The organism is Streptomyces sp. NPDC044064 (genome assembly GCF_056434245.1).
In genome coordinates, this window is record NZ_JBWKFN010000012.1 from 229,597 (window position 1) to 247,379 (window position 17,783).

The 17,783-nt window shown below is 72.4% G+C and carries 18 protein-coding genes and 1 riboswitch; of the genes, 11 read left to right on the forward strand and 7 right to left on the reverse strand.

Features of this window, described 5'->3' with window-relative positions; all coding sequences use genetic code 11:
• Positions 1–153 precede the first annotated feature (153 nt).
• From AC07DS_RS21300 to AC07DS_RS21320, 5 genes are all read left to right on the forward strand, one after another.
• Complete coding sequence (locus AC07DS_RS21300; RefSeq protein ID WP_479147433.1) at positions 154–960, forward strand: ATP-binding cassette domain-containing protein; 807 nt, start codon at positions 154–156, stop codon at positions 958–960.
• On the forward strand, positions 932–3,016 hold the full coding sequence (locus AC07DS_RS21305) for a YhgE/Pip family protein (protein ID WP_479147435.1): 2,085 nt from the start codon (positions 932–934) through the stop codon (positions 3,014–3,016). Before AC07DS_RS21300 ends, AC07DS_RS21305 begins: the two co-directional genes overlap by 29 nt.
• 47 nt (positions 3,017–3,063) lie before the next feature.
• A complete protein-coding gene (locus tag AC07DS_RS21310; RefSeq protein ID WP_145875252.1) occupies positions 3,064–3,693 on the forward strand; it encodes a TetR/AcrR family transcriptional regulator in 630 nt (209 codons plus the stop codon).
• A gap of 391 nt (positions 3,694–4,084) precedes the next feature.
• Complete coding sequence (locus tag AC07DS_RS21315) at positions 4,085–4,699, forward strand: DUF4126 domain-containing protein (protein ID WP_479147437.1); 615 nt, start codon at positions 4,085–4,087, stop codon at positions 4,697–4,699.
• Positions 4,700–4,745: 46 nt separating this feature from the next.
• A complete protein-coding gene (locus AC07DS_RS21320) occupies positions 4,746–6,260 on the forward strand; it encodes a phytoene desaturase family protein (protein WP_479147439.1) in 1,515 nt (504 codons plus the stop codon).
• 13 nt (positions 6,261–6,273) lie between these two features.
• Here the strand turns inward: AC07DS_RS21320 and AC07DS_RS21325 are convergent, their stop codons facing one another.
• From AC07DS_RS21325 to AC07DS_RS21350, 6 genes are all read right to left on the reverse strand, one after another.
• Positions 6,274–7,197, reverse strand: coding sequence for an SCO2102 family sporulation regulator (locus tag AC07DS_RS21325; RefSeq protein WP_479147441.1), 924 nt, complete (start codon positions 7,195–7,197; stop codon positions 6,274–6,276).
• Between the two features lie 56 nt (positions 7,198–7,253).
• Positions 7,254–8,177, reverse strand: coding sequence for a methylenetetrahydrofolate reductase [NAD(P)H] (gene metF, locus AC07DS_RS21330; RefSeq protein ID WP_479147443.1), 924 nt, complete (start codon positions 8,175–8,177; stop codon positions 7,254–7,256).
• A 137-nt stretch (positions 8,178–8,314) separates the two neighbouring features.
• Positions 8,315–8,962, reverse strand: a complete 648-nt coding sequence (gene thiE / locus AC07DS_RS21335) for a thiamine phosphate synthase (RefSeq protein ID WP_385171876.1) — start codon at positions 8,960–8,962, stop codon at positions 8,315–8,317.
• Between the two features lie 89 nt (positions 8,963–9,051).
• On the reverse strand, positions 9,052–9,417 hold the full coding sequence (locus tag AC07DS_RS21340) for an Rv2175c family DNA-binding protein (RefSeq protein ID WP_479147445.1): 366 nt from the start codon (positions 9,415–9,417) through the stop codon (positions 9,052–9,054).
• Positions 9,418–9,481: 64 nt separating this feature from the next.
• Entirely contained in the window at positions 9,482–10,714 is a 1,233-nt protein-coding gene (locus tag AC07DS_RS21345; RefSeq protein ID WP_479147447.1) for an NAD(P)/FAD-dependent oxidoreductase, read from the reverse strand.
• A 32-nt stretch (positions 10,715–10,746) separates the two neighbouring features.
• Positions 10,747–11,097 (reverse strand): avidin-fold protein, encoded by a 351-nt coding sequence (locus AC07DS_RS21350; RefSeq protein WP_479147448.1) that lies wholly within the window; start codon positions 11,095–11,097, stop codon positions 10,747–10,749.
• A gap of 53 nt (positions 11,098–11,150) precedes the next feature.
• Positions 11,151–11,262, forward strand: a riboswitch (TPP riboswitch).
• Between AC07DS_RS21350 and thiO the strand changes: the two genes are divergently transcribed.
• The 6 genes from thiO (at position 11,260) to AC07DS_RS21380 (ending at position 17,019) form a co-directional block, all read left to right on the forward strand.
• Positions 11,260–12,420 (forward strand): glycine oxidase ThiO, encoded by a 1,161-nt coding sequence (thiO, locus tag AC07DS_RS21355; RefSeq protein ID WP_479147449.1) that lies wholly within the window; start codon positions 11,260–11,262, stop codon positions 12,418–12,420. (Overlaps the previous riboswitch by 3 nt.)
• Positions 12,417–12,629: a sulfur carrier protein ThiS gene (gene thiS, locus AC07DS_RS21360; protein ID WP_479147451.1), complete on the forward strand. Its 213-nt coding sequence runs from the start codon at positions 12,417–12,419 to the stop codon at positions 12,627–12,629. Before thiO ends, thiS begins: the two co-directional genes overlap by 4 nt.
• A 3-nt stretch (positions 12,630–12,632) precedes the next feature.
• Positions 12,633–13,427 (forward strand): thiazole synthase, encoded by a 795-nt coding sequence (locus AC07DS_RS21365; RefSeq protein ID WP_479147453.1) that lies wholly within the window; start codon positions 12,633–12,635, stop codon positions 13,425–13,427.
• A 99-nt stretch (positions 13,428–13,526) separates the two neighbouring features.
• A complete protein-coding gene (pknB, locus tag AC07DS_RS21370; RefSeq protein ID WP_479147455.1) occupies positions 13,527–15,455 on the forward strand; it encodes a Stk1 family PASTA domain-containing Ser/Thr kinase in 1,929 nt (642 codons plus the stop codon).
• A 34-nt stretch (positions 15,456–15,489) separates the two neighbouring features.
• Positions 15,490–16,395, forward strand: coding sequence for a deoxyribonuclease IV (locus tag AC07DS_RS21375; RefSeq protein WP_479147457.1), 906 nt, complete (start codon positions 15,490–15,492; stop codon positions 16,393–16,395).
• A 75-nt stretch (positions 16,396–16,470) separates the two neighbouring features.
• Positions 16,471–17,019, forward strand: a complete 549-nt coding sequence (locus tag AC07DS_RS21380; protein ID WP_479147526.1) for a DUF4396 domain-containing protein — start codon at positions 16,471–16,473, stop codon at positions 17,017–17,019.
• 19 nt (positions 17,020–17,038) lie between these two features.
• Here the strand turns inward: AC07DS_RS21380 and AC07DS_RS21385 are convergent, their stop codons facing one another.
• Positions 17,039–17,671, reverse strand: coding sequence for a sulfite oxidase-like oxidoreductase (locus AC07DS_RS21385; protein WP_479147458.1), 633 nt, complete (start codon positions 17,669–17,671; stop codon positions 17,039–17,041).
• Positions 17,672–17,783 lie beyond the last annotated feature (112 nt).

Here is a 17,783-nt window from a genome sequence, read left to right on the forward strand (position 1 = left end):
CGTCTGGGTGACGGCACAGGTGCCGTATGTGCCCATCGTGCGGTATGGCACTGACAATCCGTTCTGACCTGGGCTTTTGCTTCGATCGCAGGTTCGGGCGTATTTTTGCACTGACCAGTCAGTTCAAAATGATGCAAGCAGGCAGGGGGGCTTGTGGACGGCGTGGACGTCACAGCCGAGGGCCTAGGGCTCAAGGGGCCGCGGGGGTGGGCCTTCCGGGACATCACCTTCGACGCGAAGCCCGGTTCGCTGATCGCGATCGAGGGACCGTCCGGCTCCGGCCGTACGTGCCTGCTGCTCGCGCTCACGGGACGGATGAAGGCCACCGCGGGCACGGCCACCGTGGGCGGGTCCGGCATCCCCCGGCACCTGGCGGCCGTGCGCCGCGTCACCGCGGTGGCCAACGTGGCCGGTGTCACCGACCTGGAACCGGCCCTGACCGTCGGGGAGCACCTGCGGGAACGGGCCCTGCTGCAGCGCAGGTTCGGCGACTCGCCGCGCCTGCTGCTGCGCCGCCGGGCGGACCGGGCCCGTACGTCGCAGCAGCGCGTCGAAGCGGCCCTGACCGCCGCCGGACTCGACCTCGACGCACTCCCCAAGGGCCCCCGCACGGCCGTACGCGATCTGGAGCGGATCGAGGAGCTGCGCCTGTCCGTCGCGCTGGCCCTGCTCGGCCGGCCCGGGCTGCTCGGTGTGGACGACGTCGAGACGAAGCTCTCGGACGCCGAGCGCGCCGAGGTCTGGGACCTGCTGCGGTCCATCGCGCGCGCGGGCACCACGGTCGTGGCGGTGTGCCGCACCGCCCCCGAGGACTGCGTCGTCGTCCCCACCCTGCGCAGCGAGGACGAGAGCGACCGGAGCGAAGCCGAGAGCGACGGCAACAGCGCGAAGAACGAGAAGAACGAGAAGAACGACACGAAGGAGGAGGCCGATGCGCTCGCCCAGGCTGGCCGCGCTTGAGCTGAGGCGCTTCGGACGCGGGAAGCTGCCGCGCGCCGCCCTGGTCGCGCTGCTCGTGCTGCCCCTGCTCTACGGCGCCCTGTACCTGTGGTCCTTCTGGGACCCGTACGGCCGTCTGGACCGCATCCCGGTGGCCCTGGTGAACGACGACAAGGGCGCCACGGCGGGCGGGAAGAAGATCACGGCCGGCGACGACATCATGGCCGGGCTCCGCGACAGCAAGACCTTCGCCTGGCACGAGGTGAGCGACGCCGAGGCCCGCAAGGGCGTCGAGGACGGCACCTACTACCTGTCGCTGACGATGCCGGCCGACTTCAGCGACCGGATCGCCTCCAGCTCGGGCGACTCCCCGGAGACGGGCGCGCTGCGGGTGCGCACGAACGACGCGAACAACTACATCGTCGGCCAGATCTCCCGGACGGTCTTCAACGAGGTCCGCAGGGCCGCGTCCACCCATGCGTCCCGGACCTTCCTGGACAAGATCTTCATCTCCTTCTCCGGCATCCACGACAAGACCGTGACGGCGGCCGAGGGCGCCGACCGGCTCAAGGGCGGCCTCGGGAAGGCCGAGAAGGGCTCCAAGGACCTCGCCGACGGCCTGAAGGACGCCAAGAGCGGCAGCGGCAGGCTCTCCAAGGGCCTGACGAAGCTCACCCAGGGCTCGAGCGACCTGGAGAACGGCTCGCAGCGGGTCGCGGACGGCACCCAGACCCTCGCCGACAACGTCAACGGCGTCTACCGCAAGGCCGGACCGTTCCTGAAGGACAACGAGAAGACGATCGGGGACACCGCTCGGCTGGTCGCCGACTCGGCCGAGGCGGTCCGCCACAACCTCGACGACCTGGTGAAGCTCGCGCCGGGCGCCGCACGGACGGCCCACGCGTCCGCGGCCGTCCTGGACGAGGTCTACCAGGCGCGCTGCGCGAGCGCGGCGATCCCCGACCCCGTCTGCCCCGACCTGAAGAAGGCCAGGCAGGCGGCGGCCGACGTGGCCACCGTCGCCGACGACCTCAACACCCTGATCTCCGACCAGAACGGCGACCTGAAGACGCTGCGGACCAACCTCACCAAGCTCCAGACGCAGTCCGAGGCCCTGGCCGAGCGCGCGCCGCACCTCTACGAGGACGTGAACGACGCCGTCACGAAGATCAACAAGCTGAACGACGGCGCGGCCGAGGTCGCCGCCGGCGCCAAGAAGCTCCATGCCGGACTGGGCACCGCCGGCACCGGCGCGGTGAAGCTCGACCAGGGCATCGGGACGGCCGAGTCGGGCGCCCAGACCCTGAACGGCGGCATGTACAAGCTGGTCGACGGCTCCGGAAAGCTCGCCGGCGGCCTGCACGACGGCGCGAAGAAGATCCCCGACTACGACAAGCAGGACCGCGACCAGCGCACCGGCGTGATGGCCGACCCGGTCCAGCTCGCCACCCACGACCTGCACAAGGCGCCCAACTACGGCACCGGCTTCGCCCCTTACTTCATCCCGCTGTCCCTGTGGGTGGGCGCGATGGTGGCGTACATGCTGATCCCGCCGCTCAACCGGCGTGCCCTGGCGGCCGGTTCGCCGGGCTGGCGGATCGCGCTGGCCGGCTGGCTGCCGGTGGCCGCGGTGGGCGTGCTGCAGACGGTGGCCCTGATGTCCGTGCTGCACTGGGCGATCGGCCTGCAGATGGCGCGGGCGGCCGGCACGGTCGGCTTCCTGTTCCTGGTGACGGCGTGCTTCGCCGCGATCGTGCAGTGGCTCAACGCCCGCTTCGGCGCGGCCGGCCGGATCCTCGTGCTGGCCCTGCTGATGCTCCAGCTGACCTCGGCGGGCGGCACCTACCCGGTGCAGACCAGCCCGGGCTTCTTCAACGCCCTCCATCCGTTCCTGCCGATGAGCTACATCGTGGCGGCCCTGCGCCGGCTGATCACGGGCGGCGGGCTCGGCCCGGTGTGGCTGGCGTGCGGGGTACTGGCCGCGTTCACCGCGGGCGCCCTGGCCCTGACCGCGCTCGCGGCCCGGCGCCGCCAGGTGTGGACCCTGGACCGGCTGCACCCGGAGCTGAGCCTGTGATCCCCAAGACGCCCCTGCAGGCGCGCTTACCTGTGACAATCAGGGCCATGGAAAGCAGCAGCGCCACGTCCGGCACCAGCACGCGCCGCGAGGCAACCCGGCAGAAGCTCTACGAGGCGGCCGTCACGCTCATCGCCGAGCAGGGCTTCTCCGCCACCACGGTGGACGAGATCGCCGAGCGGGCCGGAGTCGCGAAGGGCACGGTCTACTACAACTTCGCGAGCAAGTCGGTCCTCTTCGAGGAGCTGCTGCGGCACGGCGTGGGCCTCCTCACCGCCTCCCTGCGGGAGGCGGCCGAGCGGACCGCGGCCGAGGGCGGCAGCAAGGTGGACGCGCTGGACGCGATGGTCCGCGCCGGACTGGTCTTCATCGACCGCTACCCGGCCTTCACCCAGCTCTACGTGGCCGAACTGTGGCGCACCAACCGCGCCTGGCAGTCCACCCTGATGGTCGTGCGGCAGGAGGCCGTCGCGGTCGTCGAGGGGGTGCTGCGCGAGGGCGTGGCGGCCGGCGAGTTCAGCGACGAGATCGACGTCCAGCTGACGGCGGCCGCGCTGGTCGGCATGGTCCTGGTGGCCGCCCTGGACTGGAAGTCCTTCCAGCCGGAGCGCTCTCTGGACGACGTGCACGCGGCCCTGTCCCGGCTGCTCCAGGGGCGCGTGAGCGGGAAGGGCTGAGCCCACCGCGAGCACTCGGAAGGCGCCGGGCACACGGAAGGCGCCGGTCCGCTGGCCGGACCGGCGCCTTTCCACTCCCCGTACTTCCCGTACTCCCCCGTGCTCCCCCGTACGGATTCCCCCTTCGGTGCCCCGTGGTGGTCTGCCCCGGGCCCCCCGTGCCTCGCTTCCGCCGACGGATCGGCGGAAGGAGCGGCCAGGGCGCGGGCGCCGCTCCGCCGCCCCGTGTCGGCGGTGCCGGTCCGCGCCCCCTTGCCGTGTCTCCACTCTCCCGTCCACGCCTGTCCCGCCCCATCCGCGCGCGTACTCATCTCGGTGCCTAGGTACGGATACTCACGCGTGTGTGCCCGGGCCCACGACGCCGGCCCGCCGGCTGGCTACGATCGCCTCCGTGTCCGTACTCCCCTTGGTCTTCACCAGCGGCTGGGCCAGCGGCATCAACGCCTACGCGGTGGTGCTGCTCCTCGGCCTCTTCGGCGTGACGGGGGTGAGCGACGACGTCCCGCAGGCGTTGCAGCGCCCCGAGGTGCTGATCGTGGCCGGCGTGCTGTTCCTGTGCGAGGCGGTCGCCGACAAGATCCCGTACGTCGACTCGGCGTGGGACTCCGTGCACACGGTCGTCCGGCCGCTCGCGGGCGCCTGGGTCGGGGCTCTGCTCGCCGGGCACAGCGGTTCGCTGTCGGACGTGGCGGCCGGGCTGATCGGCGGTTCGACCGCGCTGGCCAGTCACACCGTGAAGACCGGGACGCGGATGGCGGTCAACACCTCGCCGGAGCCGCTCAGCAACTTCGTGCTGAGCCTCGCCGAGGACCTCGGGGTGGCCGGCCTCGTCACGTTCGCGATATTCCATCCGGAGGCCGCCGCGGTGGTCGCGGCGGTGCTGCTCGTCTCCGGGCTCGTGGTGCTGGTGTTCCTGATCTCGCGGATCCGGCGCTTCCTGCGGCGCCGGGCCCAGCGCCGGGAGGAACGACGGCTGGCCCAGCGGGTGCCCGGACCGCCCGGCTGACCGCCCGCGGGCCGCGTTGTCGGTGGCGGTCGATAAAGTCGCGGGCATGGCACGGATTGCGGTGATCGGCGCCGGGATGGGCGCGATGGCGGCCGCTGCCCGGCTGGCCGTCGCGGGCCACCGGGTGGCGGTGTACGAGCGTACGGACACGTACGGCGGCGCGGTGCGCCGCTTCGAGCGGGACGGGTTCGCCTTCGACACCGGCCCCGGGCTGCTGACGCTGCCCGCCGTGTACCGCGATCTGTTCGTCAAGACCGGCAAGGAGCCGCTGGAGGACGTCGTCGAGCTGGTCCAGGTCGACCCGGCCGCGCGGCATGTCTTCGCGGACGGTACGCGGGTGTCCCTGCCGAACGCCTCGCGCGCGGGTGTCGTCGCCGCCCTGGACGAGGCGCTGGGCGCGGGGGCCGGGCAGCGCTGGGGCGACTTCCTGGTGCGGGCCCGCGAGGCCTGGGACCGCACGCGCCGGCCGCTGCTGGAGGAGCCCCTGTGGCCCGACTGGCAGGTGCTGGCCGAGCGGGAGCCCTATCCGGCGGTCCCGCACAAGCGGCTGCTGCGCACGCGCCGGGCGGGCACGCCGGCCGAGATCGGTGCCTGGGAGCTGCGCGACGAGCGTCTTGCGGCCCTCCTGGAGAGCCATGTGCTCGGGTACGGCCTCGATCCCCGGACCGCTCCGGCGAGCGCGGCCGTGCTGCCGTACATGGAGCACGCCTTCGGCACCTGGTACGTGCGCGGGGGCATCCGGGAGCTGGCGCGCGCGGTGTACGAGCGGTGCCTGCGGCGGAGGGTCGAGTTCAGCTTCGGCGCCGAGGTGACCGGGATCCTGGAGAAGGACGGCCGGGCGGCGGGGGTGGAGCTGGCCGACGGCTCGGCGGCCGAGGCGGACCACGTGGTGGCGGACGTGGACCCGGCGCGGCTGCGGGCCCTGACGGAGCATCCGCTGGACGCGGACGGGGACGTGCGGGCCGGTGATCCGGTCCTGCCCCGGCCCGGACGCTTCACGGCCCTGCTGGCCCTGCAGGGCGGTCGCGAGCCCGGGGCCGTCCACCGCACGGTCGTCCACGCACCGGACGCCGAGACCGAGCTGGACTTCCTGGCCTCGCCCGGCGGCGACCGGCCGGTGTGTCCCACGGTGACCGTGCTGCGCCCGGACGACCCCGCGCTCAGACCGGACGACGCGCACGAGTCCGTGGTGGTGTCCGCCGTGGTGTCGGCCGAGGCCGGCTGGGAGGACGAGGGCACGGTCCGGAGCTACACGGACTTCCTGCTGGAAGCCGCCGGGCGCGCGGTGCCCGGGCTGCGGGAGCGGCTGCTGTGGCACGAGGTGCGCACACCGGTGCACACGGAGGAGGAGACGGGTGCCCGGTACGGGGCCGTGCCCGCTCCCGCGCTCGCCGCCGGCCGGGGCCATTACCTGTACCCGGCGAACACCACCCGCCTGCCCGGGCTGTACCGGGTGGGCGGCTGGTCGCACCCCGGCGGCGGTCTCCCGCACTCCGGCATGTCGGGTGCGCTGGTGGCCGGGCTGATCGTGGAGGGTCCAGAGTTCCGCGGCTCGCAGTGAGCCGCGGCGGGCCTCAGAAGCGGTACTGCTCGTCGTACCCGGAGCCGGGCTGGGGCTGCTGCTCGTGGCCCTGGTACGGATACGGCTGCTCCTGCGGGAGTTCGCCGCCGTAGGTCTCGTCGTTGCGCTGCTGCGGGACCCAGACTCCGCCGGCCGGGGTCTCCCCGTAGCCGCCGGTGGCGTACGGGTCCTGGCCGTAGCCCTGCTGGGCGTACTGCTGCTGGTCGTAGCCGGTGCCGTAGGACTGGGTGCCGATGTACGGGTCGGAGTAGTTGGCGTAGCCCTGCTGCTGGCCGCCGGTGTCGTAGCCGTAGCCCTGCTGGGCGTAGCCCGAGTAGTCGTAGGCGTAGTTCTGCTCGGCGGCCTGGGCCTGGGCCTGGGCCTGGGCTGCGCCCGCGTAGGCGGTGTCGCCGTAGACGCCGTAGGAGCCCGTGTCGTCCGGGAGGGGCTGCGGCTCGTAGACGGTGGTGGTCTCGGCCGCCGTGGGGTCGGCCGGGCGGCCCGGGGTGAAGACGTCGTCGTGGTCGTAGTCGTCGTCGCCGTAGGCCGGCTGGTCACGGCGGTGGTCGGCGTCGCGGTCGTCGCCCTCGGCGGCCTCCAGGTCGGAGACTTCGAGGCTCGGGTCGTGCCGGTCCGCCCTGCCGCGGCGGCGCTTGCTGCTCCCGCCCTCGGCCTCGGCGTCGGGACGCTTGACCGCCCAGCCGGCGGCGAAGCCGCGGCGGAACGACAGCGTGACGTAGGTCTGGCCGAGCGCGAAGGCGATCGCGCCCACACCGATCACGATGACGGACGGCATGAGCACGCCGATCACGACACCGAGGAAGCCGACGAAGGCGAGCAGCCGCCAGCGCAGCCGTGCCTTGTACTGCAGCAGCACCTCGCCGAGCAACCACAGTGCGACGATGCCGAACGCGATGTAGAGGACCGTCCAGCCCATGTACGCCCCTCTCCCAGTTACCGCTACGCAGTGTGTCGTATCGCGGTGCGGCCGGTCTAGGCCTGCGGGGGGTGGTGCAGGCCCAGGTTCTCGTAGATTTCCAGGGTCGCCGTGGAGTTGTTCAGGGTGATGAAGTGCAGTCCGGGCACTCCCTCGTCCAGCAGCCGTGCGCAGAACTCCGTGGCGAACTCGATACCGATGGAGCGTACCGCCGCCGGATCGTCCTTCGCTGTGAGGATCCGCTCTTTCAGGGCGTCCGGGAACTGCGCGGTGCTGAGCTTGGGCACCCGTTCCAGCATCTTCACGCTGGTGACCGGCAGGACCTCGGGGATGACCGGGGTGTCGCAGCCCGCGGCCTCGACCCGGTCGCGCAGCCGCAGGTACGACTCCGGCTGGAAGAACATCTGCGTGATGGCGTAGTCGGCGCCCGCACGGCACTTGTCGACGAAGTGCGCGACATCGGTGTCCCAGTCGGTGGACCGCGGGTGCATCTCCGGGAAGGCGGCGACGCCCACGCAGAAGTCGCCCGACTCCTTGATGAGCCGGACGAGCTCGGCCGCGTACATCAGGCCGCTCGGGTGCGCGACCCAGTCGCCCATCGGGTCGCCGGCCGGGTCGCCGCGGACGGCGAGCATGTTGCGGATGCCGGCGTCGGCGTACTGGCCGATGATGTTGCGCAGCTCGGCGATGGAGTGGTCGACCGCGGTGAGGTGGGCGACCGGGGTGAGCGTCGTGTCCACGACGATCTGCTGGGTCTCCCTGACCGTCGTCGTGCGCGTGGAGCCGCCGGCGCCGTAGGTGACCGAGACGAAGTCGGGGGCCACCGCCTCGACCCTCCGCAGCGCGTTCCACAGGTTCCGCTCACCCTTGGGGGTCTTCGGCGCGTAGAACTCGAACGAGTACGTCTTCTTGCCGGCGGCGAGGATGTCGCGCACAGTGCGTGCTCGATCAGTCCTGGTGGATGCGGTTCCGAGGGCCATACCGGCAGGTTAGCCAGGGCTGGGCGGTCCCCCAACCGGGCACCGGAAATTTGCCCGAATTGTCGGATTCCTGTCCACCCATTGGACAAAAACGTGGACAGAAGGTGGACAGACCCGGGTCCGGACCGGGATCGGACCTACGCCTGGCGCAGTCGCTTCGCGAACTCCGCCGCCGCGGCCGCGGGGTCGTCGGCCTCGGTGATCGCACGGACCACGACCACCCGGCGGGCCCCCGCGTCCAGCACCTCGTCCAGGTTGCCGAGGTCGATGCCGCCGATCGCGAACCAGGGGCGGTCGGTGCCCAGGGCGGCGGTGTACCGGACCAGGTCGAGGCCCGGGGCGTGCCGGCCGGGCTTGGTGGGCGTGGGCCAGCAGGGCCCGGTGCAGAAGTAGTCCACGCCCTCCTGGACGGCGGCCGCTGCCGCCTCGGACTCGGCGTGTGTGGAGCGGCCGATCAGGACATCGTCGCCGAGGATCGCGCGGGCCGCGGGAACCGGGAGGTCGCCCTGGCCGAGGTGCAGCACGCCGGCGGAGGCGGCGTGGGCGACGTCGGCCCGGTCGTTGACCGCGAGCAGCTTGCCGTGCCGGGCGCAGGCGTCGGCGAAGACCGCCAGGTGCTCCAGCTCCTCGGCGGCCTCCATGCCCTTGTCGCGCAGCTGCACGATGTCGACACCGCCGGCCAGGACCGCGTCCAGGAACTCGGCGAGGTCGCCCTGCCGGCGGCGGGCGTCCGTGCAGAGGTAGAGGCGGGCCTCGGCGAGGCCGCCGCGGGCGGTGTCGGACATGCGTGGGTCCCCCGTCGTCGGTGTACATGGGCGGGCGGGCGGGTGGCGTACGGGCCGGAGCCCCTACGCCACCCCTGGTGCGGGTCGGCTCAGACGGCGAGCGCCTGGGCGCGGCGCTTCACCTCCGTGCCGCGATTCTCGCTCAGCGCCTGCGCGGGGGTGCCGGGCAGGGTCGGGTCGGGGGTGAAGAGCCACTCGACCATCTCTTCGTCGGTGAAGCCGTCGTCCCTCAGGAGCGTCAGGGTCCCGGACAGGCCCTTGACGACCTTGTCCCCGTCGATGAAGGCGGCGGGGACGTGCAGCGCCCGGTTCTCACCTCGGCGTACGGCGATGAGCTGGCCCTCCTTGACCAGCTGCCGCACACGCGTCACCTCGACGTCGAGCATCTCGGCGATGTCGGGGAGGGTGAGCCAGGCGGGGACGAGAGCATCGATCTTTGCGTCAATCTCGGTCACGGGACAAGCCTGCCATCCCCCACCGACAGTCGGAAGTCAGGCCGGTCCGCCCGGGAGGACGTGCCTAGCCGGCGGTGGCGTCCTTCAGGGGCCGCGCCGGGTCGGTCAGCGCCTGCGGATCCATGCGCCGGCCCGCCTCGATCAGCCGGCGGCCCTGGGCCAGATCACGCGGCCGGCCCACGGCCAGCAGGGCCACCAGCCGGTCCTCGCGCAGCCAGCACACGGTCCAGGCCGGGCCCGCCGGGTCACCGCGCCACACCATGCGGTCGGCCGCGGGGTGGTGCCCGGCGTACTGGACGAAACGGCCGAACTGCTCGGACCAGAAGTACGGCACGGGGTCGTAGACCACGGGGGTCCCGCCCAGGATGTTCGCGGCGACCGTGCGCGGGCCCTGCAGGGCGTTGTCCCAGTGGTGGACCAGCAGCCGGGTGCCGTACCGGGCCGAGGGGAAGGAGGCGCAGTCGCCGACCGCGTACACGTCCTCGACGCGGGTGCGCAGGTGGGCGTCGGCCACGACCTCGCCGTGCGCGCCCAGCTCGATGCCGGAGCCGGCCAGCCAGGCGGTGGCGGGGCGCGCGCCGATGCCGACGACGACGGCGTCCGCGGGCAGCCGGGTGCCGTCGGTGAGCACCACCGCGCCCGGCTCGACGCGCTCCACGCGCGCGTGGGTGCGCAGCTCGGCGCCGCTGTCCGCGTACCAGGCGGCCATCGGGGCGGCCACCTCGGGCGGGAGCGCGCCCGCGAGCGGCCGGTCGGCGGCCTCGACGACAATCACCGCGCAGCCCGCCTCGCGGGCCGCGGTGGCGAACTCGGCGCCGATCCAGCCGGCTCCGACGACCACGATGGCGTGCTGCCGGGCGAGCACCGGGCGCAGCCGCTCGGCGTCGTCCAGGGTGCGCAGCAGGTGCACGCCGGGCACGCCCTCGGTGCCCGGCAGCGTGATCGGCTCGGCGCCGGTGGCGAGGACCAGCACGTCGTACGGGACGGGCCCGGCCTCGGTGTCCAGCTCGTGGTCGCCGGGGCGCACGCCCAGCACCTCGCAGCCGAGCCGCAGTTCGACGCCGAGCGACTCGAAGTCGACGTCGAAGGCGGAGCCCTCGGCCTTGCCGAGCAGCACGGCCTTGGACAGCGGCGGCCGGTCGTACGGCTGGTGGGGCTCGGCGCCGATCAGCGTGACGGTGCCCGTGAAGCCCTGCTCGCGCAGGGCGACCGCGGTCTGCACCCCGGCCATGCCCGCGCCCGCGACGACCACGCGTCGCCCCTGTGCCGTGCCCTGCTGCGGTGTCTGCTCGCTCACCCGATCACCATAGACAACTGACAATTCGTCAGTCAGGGGGCGTGCTCGGTGACCTGTTCCACAACGCTGGTCCCGGCGCCCGGCCGGGACTCCCACTCCCAGGTCTCCTCCAGCCGCACCCGCCCGTCCGGAAGCTCCACGACAGTGGACACGCAGTGCCCCGAGGCGGTGGTGCCGTCCACCCTGAGCTGTACGTACCGGAAGTCAAGCCGGTCGCCCTCGCGGGTGCCGACCAGATGGCCCCGTACGACGTCGCCGCCCGCGTACTCGGCCCAGATCGCACCGTCCGTCTCGTGGTAGGCGAACCGGGTGCGGGTACCCACCTGACCTGGTGCCTGGTCCGTAACCGGGGCCAGGATCAGTCCGTCGAGCGAGCAGGCCATGGCCGGGGGCTCCCTTACGAGTGACGAGCGCTGCGGGCTAGGGTGGCCACCGTACAAGCACTCGCGGGAGCCCGGACGCACCGGGCTGAGAGGGAGGCTGGCGGCCTCCGACCGTACGAACCTGATCCGGGTCATGCCGGCGAAGGGAGGGGCTGGACGCCCATGTCGTCACGTACGTCCGACGTCCTCGTCATCGGGGGCGGAATCATCGGCCTGGTCACGGCCTGGCGGGCCGCGCAGCGCGGGCTCGCCACGACTGTGGTGGACCCCGGGCCCGGCGGCGGGGCCGCGCGGGTCGCGGCGGGCATGCTGGCCGCGGTCACCGAACTGCACTACGGCGAGGAGACGCTGCTCGCCCTGAACCTGGAATCCGCCCGCCGCTACCCGGACTTCACGGCCGAGCTGACCGAGCTGACCGGCCACGACCTCGGCTACCGCCGCTGCGGCACGCTCGCCGTCGCGCTCGACGCCGACGACCGCGCCCACCTGCGCGAACTGCACGCGCTCCAGCAGCGTTCGGGGCTGGAGTCGGAGTGGCTGTCCGGGCGGGAGTGCCGGCGTCTGGAGCCGATGCTCGCGCCCGGGGTGCGCGGCGGGCTGCGGGTCGACGGCGACCATCAGATCGACCCGAGGCGGCTGGCCACGGCCCTGGTGACCGCCTGCGAGCGGGCCGGGGTGGTCTTCCACCGGTCCTGGGCCGAGCGGCTCGACGTCGCACGGGACCGGGCCGCGGGGGTCACCACGGCGGACGGCACCGCGCTGGGCGCGGCGCAGGTCGTCCTCGCGGGCGGCAGCCTGAGCGGGCGTCTCGCGGGCGTCCCGGACGACGTACTGCCCCCCGTGCGGCCGGTGAAGGGCCAGGTGCTGCGGCTGACCGTGCCGCGCCGGTACGCACCCTTCCTGAGCCGCACCGTGCGGGCGATGGTGCGCGGCAGCCACGTCTACCTGGTGCCCCGGGAGAACGGCGAGCTGGTCGTCGGCGCCACCAGCGAGGAACTGGGCTGGGACACGACCGTCACCGCCGGGGGCGTGTACGAACTGCTGCGCGACGCCCATGAGCTGGTGCCGGGGATCACCGAGCTGCCCCTCACCGAGACCCTGGCGGGGCTGCGCCCCGGCTCCCCGGACAACGCGCCGCTGCTCGGCCCGTCCGGGCTCGACGGGCTGCTGCTGGCCACCGGGCACTACCGCAACGGGGTGCTGCTCACGCCGGTCACCGGGGATGTGATGGCGGAGCTGCTGGCCGGCGGTGAACTGCCCGAACAGGCCCGTCCGTTCACGCCGAAGCGCTTCGGCGCCGCACTCATGGAGCAGCCCGCATGAACGTCTCCGTCACCGTCTCCGTGAACGGGGAGCGCCACCAGGTCGCCCCCGGCACCGCGCTGGACGCCCTCGTGAAGACCCTCACCGCGGCGCCGTCCGGGGTGGCCGCCGCCGTCAACGAAACCGTCGTCCCGCGCGCGCAGTGGGCGACCACGGCCCTCGCCGAGGGCGACCGTGTCGAAGTCCTCACCGCCGTGCAAGGAGGCTGACCCATGGCCGACGATCCCTTCGTCCTCGGCGGTGTGCCCCTCGGCTCCCGGCTGATCATGGGCACCGGCGGCGCACCGAGCCTGGACGTGCTGGAGCGGGCGCTGGTCGCCTCCGGCACGGAGCTGACCACGGTGGCCATGCGACGGGTCGATCCCTCGGTGCACGGCTCGGTGCTGTCGGTGCTGGGGAAGCTGGGCATCGAGGTGCTGCCGAACACGGCGGGCTGTTTCACCGCCGGGGAGGCCGTGCTGACCGCCCGGCTGGCCCGGGAGGCACTGGGCACCGACCTGGTCAAGCTGGAGGTCATCGCCGACGAGCGGACGCTGCTGCCGGACCCGGTGGAACTGCTGGAGGCGGCCGAGACGCTGGTCGACGACGGGTTCACGGTGCTGCCGTACACCAACGACGACCCCGTGCTCGCGCGCAAGCTGGAGGATGTGGGCTGTGCCGCGGTGATGCCGCTGGGCTCGCCGATCGGCTCCGGGCTCGGGATCCGCAACCCGCACAACTTCCAGCTGATCGTGGAGCACGCGCGCGTGCCGGTGATCCTGGACGCGGGGGCCGGTACGGCGTCGGACGTGGCGCTGGCGATGGAGCTGGGGTGCGCGGGTGTGATGCTCGCCTCGGCCGTCACCCGGGCGCAGGAGCCGGAGACGATGGCCGCCGCCATGAAGCACGCGGTGGAGGCGGGGCGGCTGGCGCGGCTGGCCGGGCGGATCCCGCGCAGGCACTTCGCGGAGGCCTCGTCCCCGGCCGAGGGCCGTGCGCACCTGGATCCGGAGCGCCCCGCCTTCTAGTTCCGGCCGTGTGCCGCCAGGGTCACAGCTCTGCTGCATTCCGTCCCCGGAACGGCCGAGCGGGCGGGACTGTCGGTCACCCCTCGTACACTCGCCTGCGTGGATACGACCCTTCAGGACCCCCTCGTCGGGCAGGTGCTCGACGGACGCTATCGCGTCGATGCGCGGATCGCGGTCGGTGGGATGGCCACGGTCTACCGGGCCCTGGACACCCGCCTGGACCGCGTTCTCGCGCTCAAGGTGATGCACCCGACCCTGGCGGCCGACGGGTCGTTCGTGGAGCGGTTCATCCGGGAGGCCAAGTCGGTCGCCCGGCTGGCCCACCCCAACGTGGTGCAGGTCTTCGACCAGGGTGCCGACGGGTCGTACGTGTACCTGGCGATGGAGTACATCGCCGGGTGCACCCTGCGGGACGTGCTGCGCGAGCGGGGGGCGCTGCAGCCGCGGGCGGCGCTGGACATCCTGGAGCCCGTGCTGGCCGCGCTCGGCGCCGCGCACCGGGCCGGGTTCGTGCACCGGGACATGAAGCCCGAGAACGTGCTGATAGGGGACGACGGCCGGGTCAAGGTCGCCGACTTCGGGCTCGTGCGGTCCGTGGACACCGTGACCAGCACGACGGGCGCCGTACTCGGGACCGTGTCGTACCTCGCGCCCGAGCAGATAGAACAGGGCACCGCCGACCCGCGTGTCGACGTGTACGCGTGCGGTGTCGTCCTCTACGAGATGCTGACCGGCGGCCGGCCGCACTCCGGGGACTCCCCCGCGCAGGTGCTGTACAAGCACATCCACGAGGACGTGCCGCCGCCCTCGGCGCTGGTGCCGGGGCTGCCGTACGAGCTGGACGAGCTGGTGGCCTCGGCGACCGCGCGCACCCCGGACGTCCGGCCGCAGGACGCGGCGGCGCTGCTCGGCCAGGTGCTGCGGGCGCGGGCCGGTCTGAGCGCCGAGCAGCTGGACGCGCTGCCGCCGCAGGCGCTGTCCGCGGAGCACGACAACGCCGAGGACCGCACGAGCGTGATCCCGCGCTCGCTGACCGTGCCCCGGCCGCTGCCCGTCAACGAGGACGAGGACCCGGTGGCGGCCGTCCGGCACACCAGCCGGCTGGACAGTCCGCCCGTCGCGCCCCGCCGACGGCCGGGGCGGCCCCGGCGCGGGCTCATCACGCTCATCGCGGCGGTCCTGGTGGTCTTCGGTGTCGGTACCGGCGTCTGGTACATCAACTCGGGGCAGTTCACCAAGGTCCCGCAGCTGCTGGCCAAGACGCAGGCGCAGGCCCAGGACAGGCTGAAGGCGGCCGGGCTCGACGTCAAGCGGGTCAGGCTCGAGTACAGCGACACGGTCGAGCGGGGCGCGGTCATCAGCACCGACCCGGCCGCCGGGGCCCGGATCCGCAGCAACGACTCCGTGACGCTCGTCGTCTCCCGGGGCCCCGAGATCGTGAAGGTGCCGGATCTGACGGGCGTCCCGCTGGGCAGGGCGCAGTCGAAGCTGAAGGCGTCCGGCCTGGAGCCGGGCATGGTCAGCCGGGCGTTCAGCGACAGCGTCCCGAGGGGCGCGGTGATCAGCACCGACCCGGAGACGGGCATCAAGCGGCACGCGGGCTCGGCGATCGCGCTCCTGGTCAGCAAGGGCAACCCGGTCGACGTGCCGGACGTCACCGGTGACGACCTGGCCGACGCCAAGCAGGAGCTGGAGGGCGCCGGCCTGAAGGTGATCGTCTCCACCGAGCAGGTCAATTCCCAGTACGACAAGGGTCAGGTGGCCGAGCAGACCCCGGAAGGCGGCAAGCAGGCCGCCGAGGGCGACACGGTGACGCTGAAGCTGTCCAAGGGCCCGGAGATGATCGAGGTGCCGGACGTCGTCGGCGACAGCGTGGCCGACGCGACGAAGGCGCTGGAGGACGCCGGCTTCCAGGTCGACAAGGACCGGGGCCTGCTCGGACTCTTCGGCGACACCGTGCGCAAGCAGTCGGTGGACGGCGGCGAGAAGGCGCCCAAGGGGTCGACGATCACGATCACCATCCGGTGACCGGGGGCGGCGCGCCGCGTGACACCCTGAACGGGTGAGCATCGAGCAGTCCCGCCCCCTCTCCGGCAGCCCCGGAGCCAGTCCCTCCCGCAACCCCGTCGGCGGCCACGTCCCCGTGGCCGGGGGGCTGCACTCCGTAGGGCTGTCGTACGCCCGTGACCTCAGGGCCGAGACCGTGCAGGTCTTCGTCGCCAACCCGCGCGGGTGGGCCACCCCGGCCGGGAACCCCCGGCAGGACGAGGCGTTCCGCCAGGCGTGCGCCGAGGAGTCGGTCCCGGCGTACGTGCACGCCCCCTATCTGATCAACTTCGGCTCGCACACCGAGGCGACCGTGGAGAAGTCGGTGGAGTCGCTGCGGCACTCGCTGCGGCGCGGGCGGGAGATCGGCGCGCTCGGCGTCGTCGTGCACACCGGCAGCGCGACCGGCGGGCGGGAGCGGTCCGTGGCGCTGAAGCAGGTGCGCGAGCACCTGCTGCCGCTGCTGGACGAGCTGACCCACGACGACGATCCGTACCTGCTGCTGGAGTCGACGGCCGGACAGGGTGCCTCGCTGTGCTCGCGCACCTGGGACTTCGGGCCGTACTTCGAGGCACTGGACGCCCATCCGAAGCTCGGCGTGTGCCTGGACACCTGCCACATCTTCGCCGCCGGGCACGACCTGACCGGGCCGAACGGCATGCACCAGACCCTGGACCTGCTGGTCGACACCGTCGGCGAGGGGCGGCTGAAGCTGATCCACGCCAACGACTCCAAGGACGTGGTCGGCGCGCACAAGGACCGTCACGAGAACATCGGCTCCGGCCACATCGGCGAGGACCCGTTCCGGGCGCTGATGACCCACCCGGCGACCGCGGGCGTGCCGCTGATCATCGAGACGCCCGGCGGCAAGGAGGGGCACGCGGCGGATGTGGAGCGGCTGAAGAAACTGCGCGACGGATAACCCCTTGGGGAATACCCCTGGGGGGTATACGGTTCTTGCTCGACGCAGGAGCCGTTGTCCGACATGGGGGTCGTCATGCAGCACGAGGCGCACGCAGCACACCAGCAGCACGAGGCACACGCGCACCACCAGCACGAGACGCACGACCACCACGAGCACGAAGCACACGCGCACCACCACGCGCCCGCCGGCACCTGGTCCGTGGCCGCCCTGGCCACCCTGCACTGCCTCACCGGCTGCGCCAGCGGCGAGGTGCTGGGCATGGTCGTCGGCACGGCGTTCGGGTGGGGGAACCTGCCGACCATGCTGCTGGCGATCGTGCTGGCCTTCTTCTTCGGCTACTCGCTCACCCTGCGCGGAGTGCTGCGCGCCGGTGTCGACTTCCGTGCGGCCCTGCGGGTGGCGCTGGCCGCGGACACCCTGTCCATCGTGGTGATGGAGCTGATCGACAACGGGGTGATCCTGGTCTGGCCGTCCGCGATGGACGCCACGCTGGGCGACGCGCTGTTCTGGATCTCGCTGGTGATCTCGCTCGTAATCGCCTTCGCGGTGACCACGCCGGTCAACAAGTGGACGATCGCCCGCGGCAAGGGCCACGCGGTGGTGCACCAGTACCACCACTGACCCGGCACGCCAGGAGAAGTCAGAGCTCGGGGCCGTCCCCGGGCTCTTCCTGGTAGGAGTAGCGCTGTTCCTTCCAGGGGTCGCCGACGTTGTGGTAGCCGCGCTCCTCCCAGAAGCCGCGGCGGTCGGCGGTCATGTACTCCACGCCCCGCACCCACTTGGGGCCCTTCCAGGCGTACAGGTGGGGGACGATCAGGCGGACCGGAAAGCCGTGCTCGGCGGTGAGGAGCTCGCCGTCCTTGTGGGTGGCGAAGATCGTGCGGTCGGAGGCGAAGTCCGACAGGCGCAGGTTCGAGCTGAATCCGTACTCCGCCCAGACCATCACATGGGTGACGTCCGGCGCCGGCGGGGCGAGGTCGAGGATCGCGCGGGCCGGGACGCCGCCCCACTCGGCGCCGACCATGCTGAACTTCGTCACGCAGTGCAGATCGGCGACCACGGTGGTGTACGGCAGGGCCGTGAACTCCTCGTGGTTCCAGGTGCGCTTGTCACCGTCGGCGGTGGTACCGAAAACCCGGAACTCCCAGCGCTCGGGCCGGAACTTCGGTACCGGCCCGTAGTGCGTGACCGGCCAGCCACGCTGGAGTCGCTGCCCCGGCGGAAGCTCGGACCCTGCCGCTGCTCCAGATTCGCGCTCCACCGGATGACCCATGTCTCCATCCTGACAGACCTGGGGCAGTGCCCTTGACCACCGTTCCTCAAATCAGACAACTGCTATCAAGTCGGCAGGTACTTACTAAGTACGCACTTACTGGACGATCTTC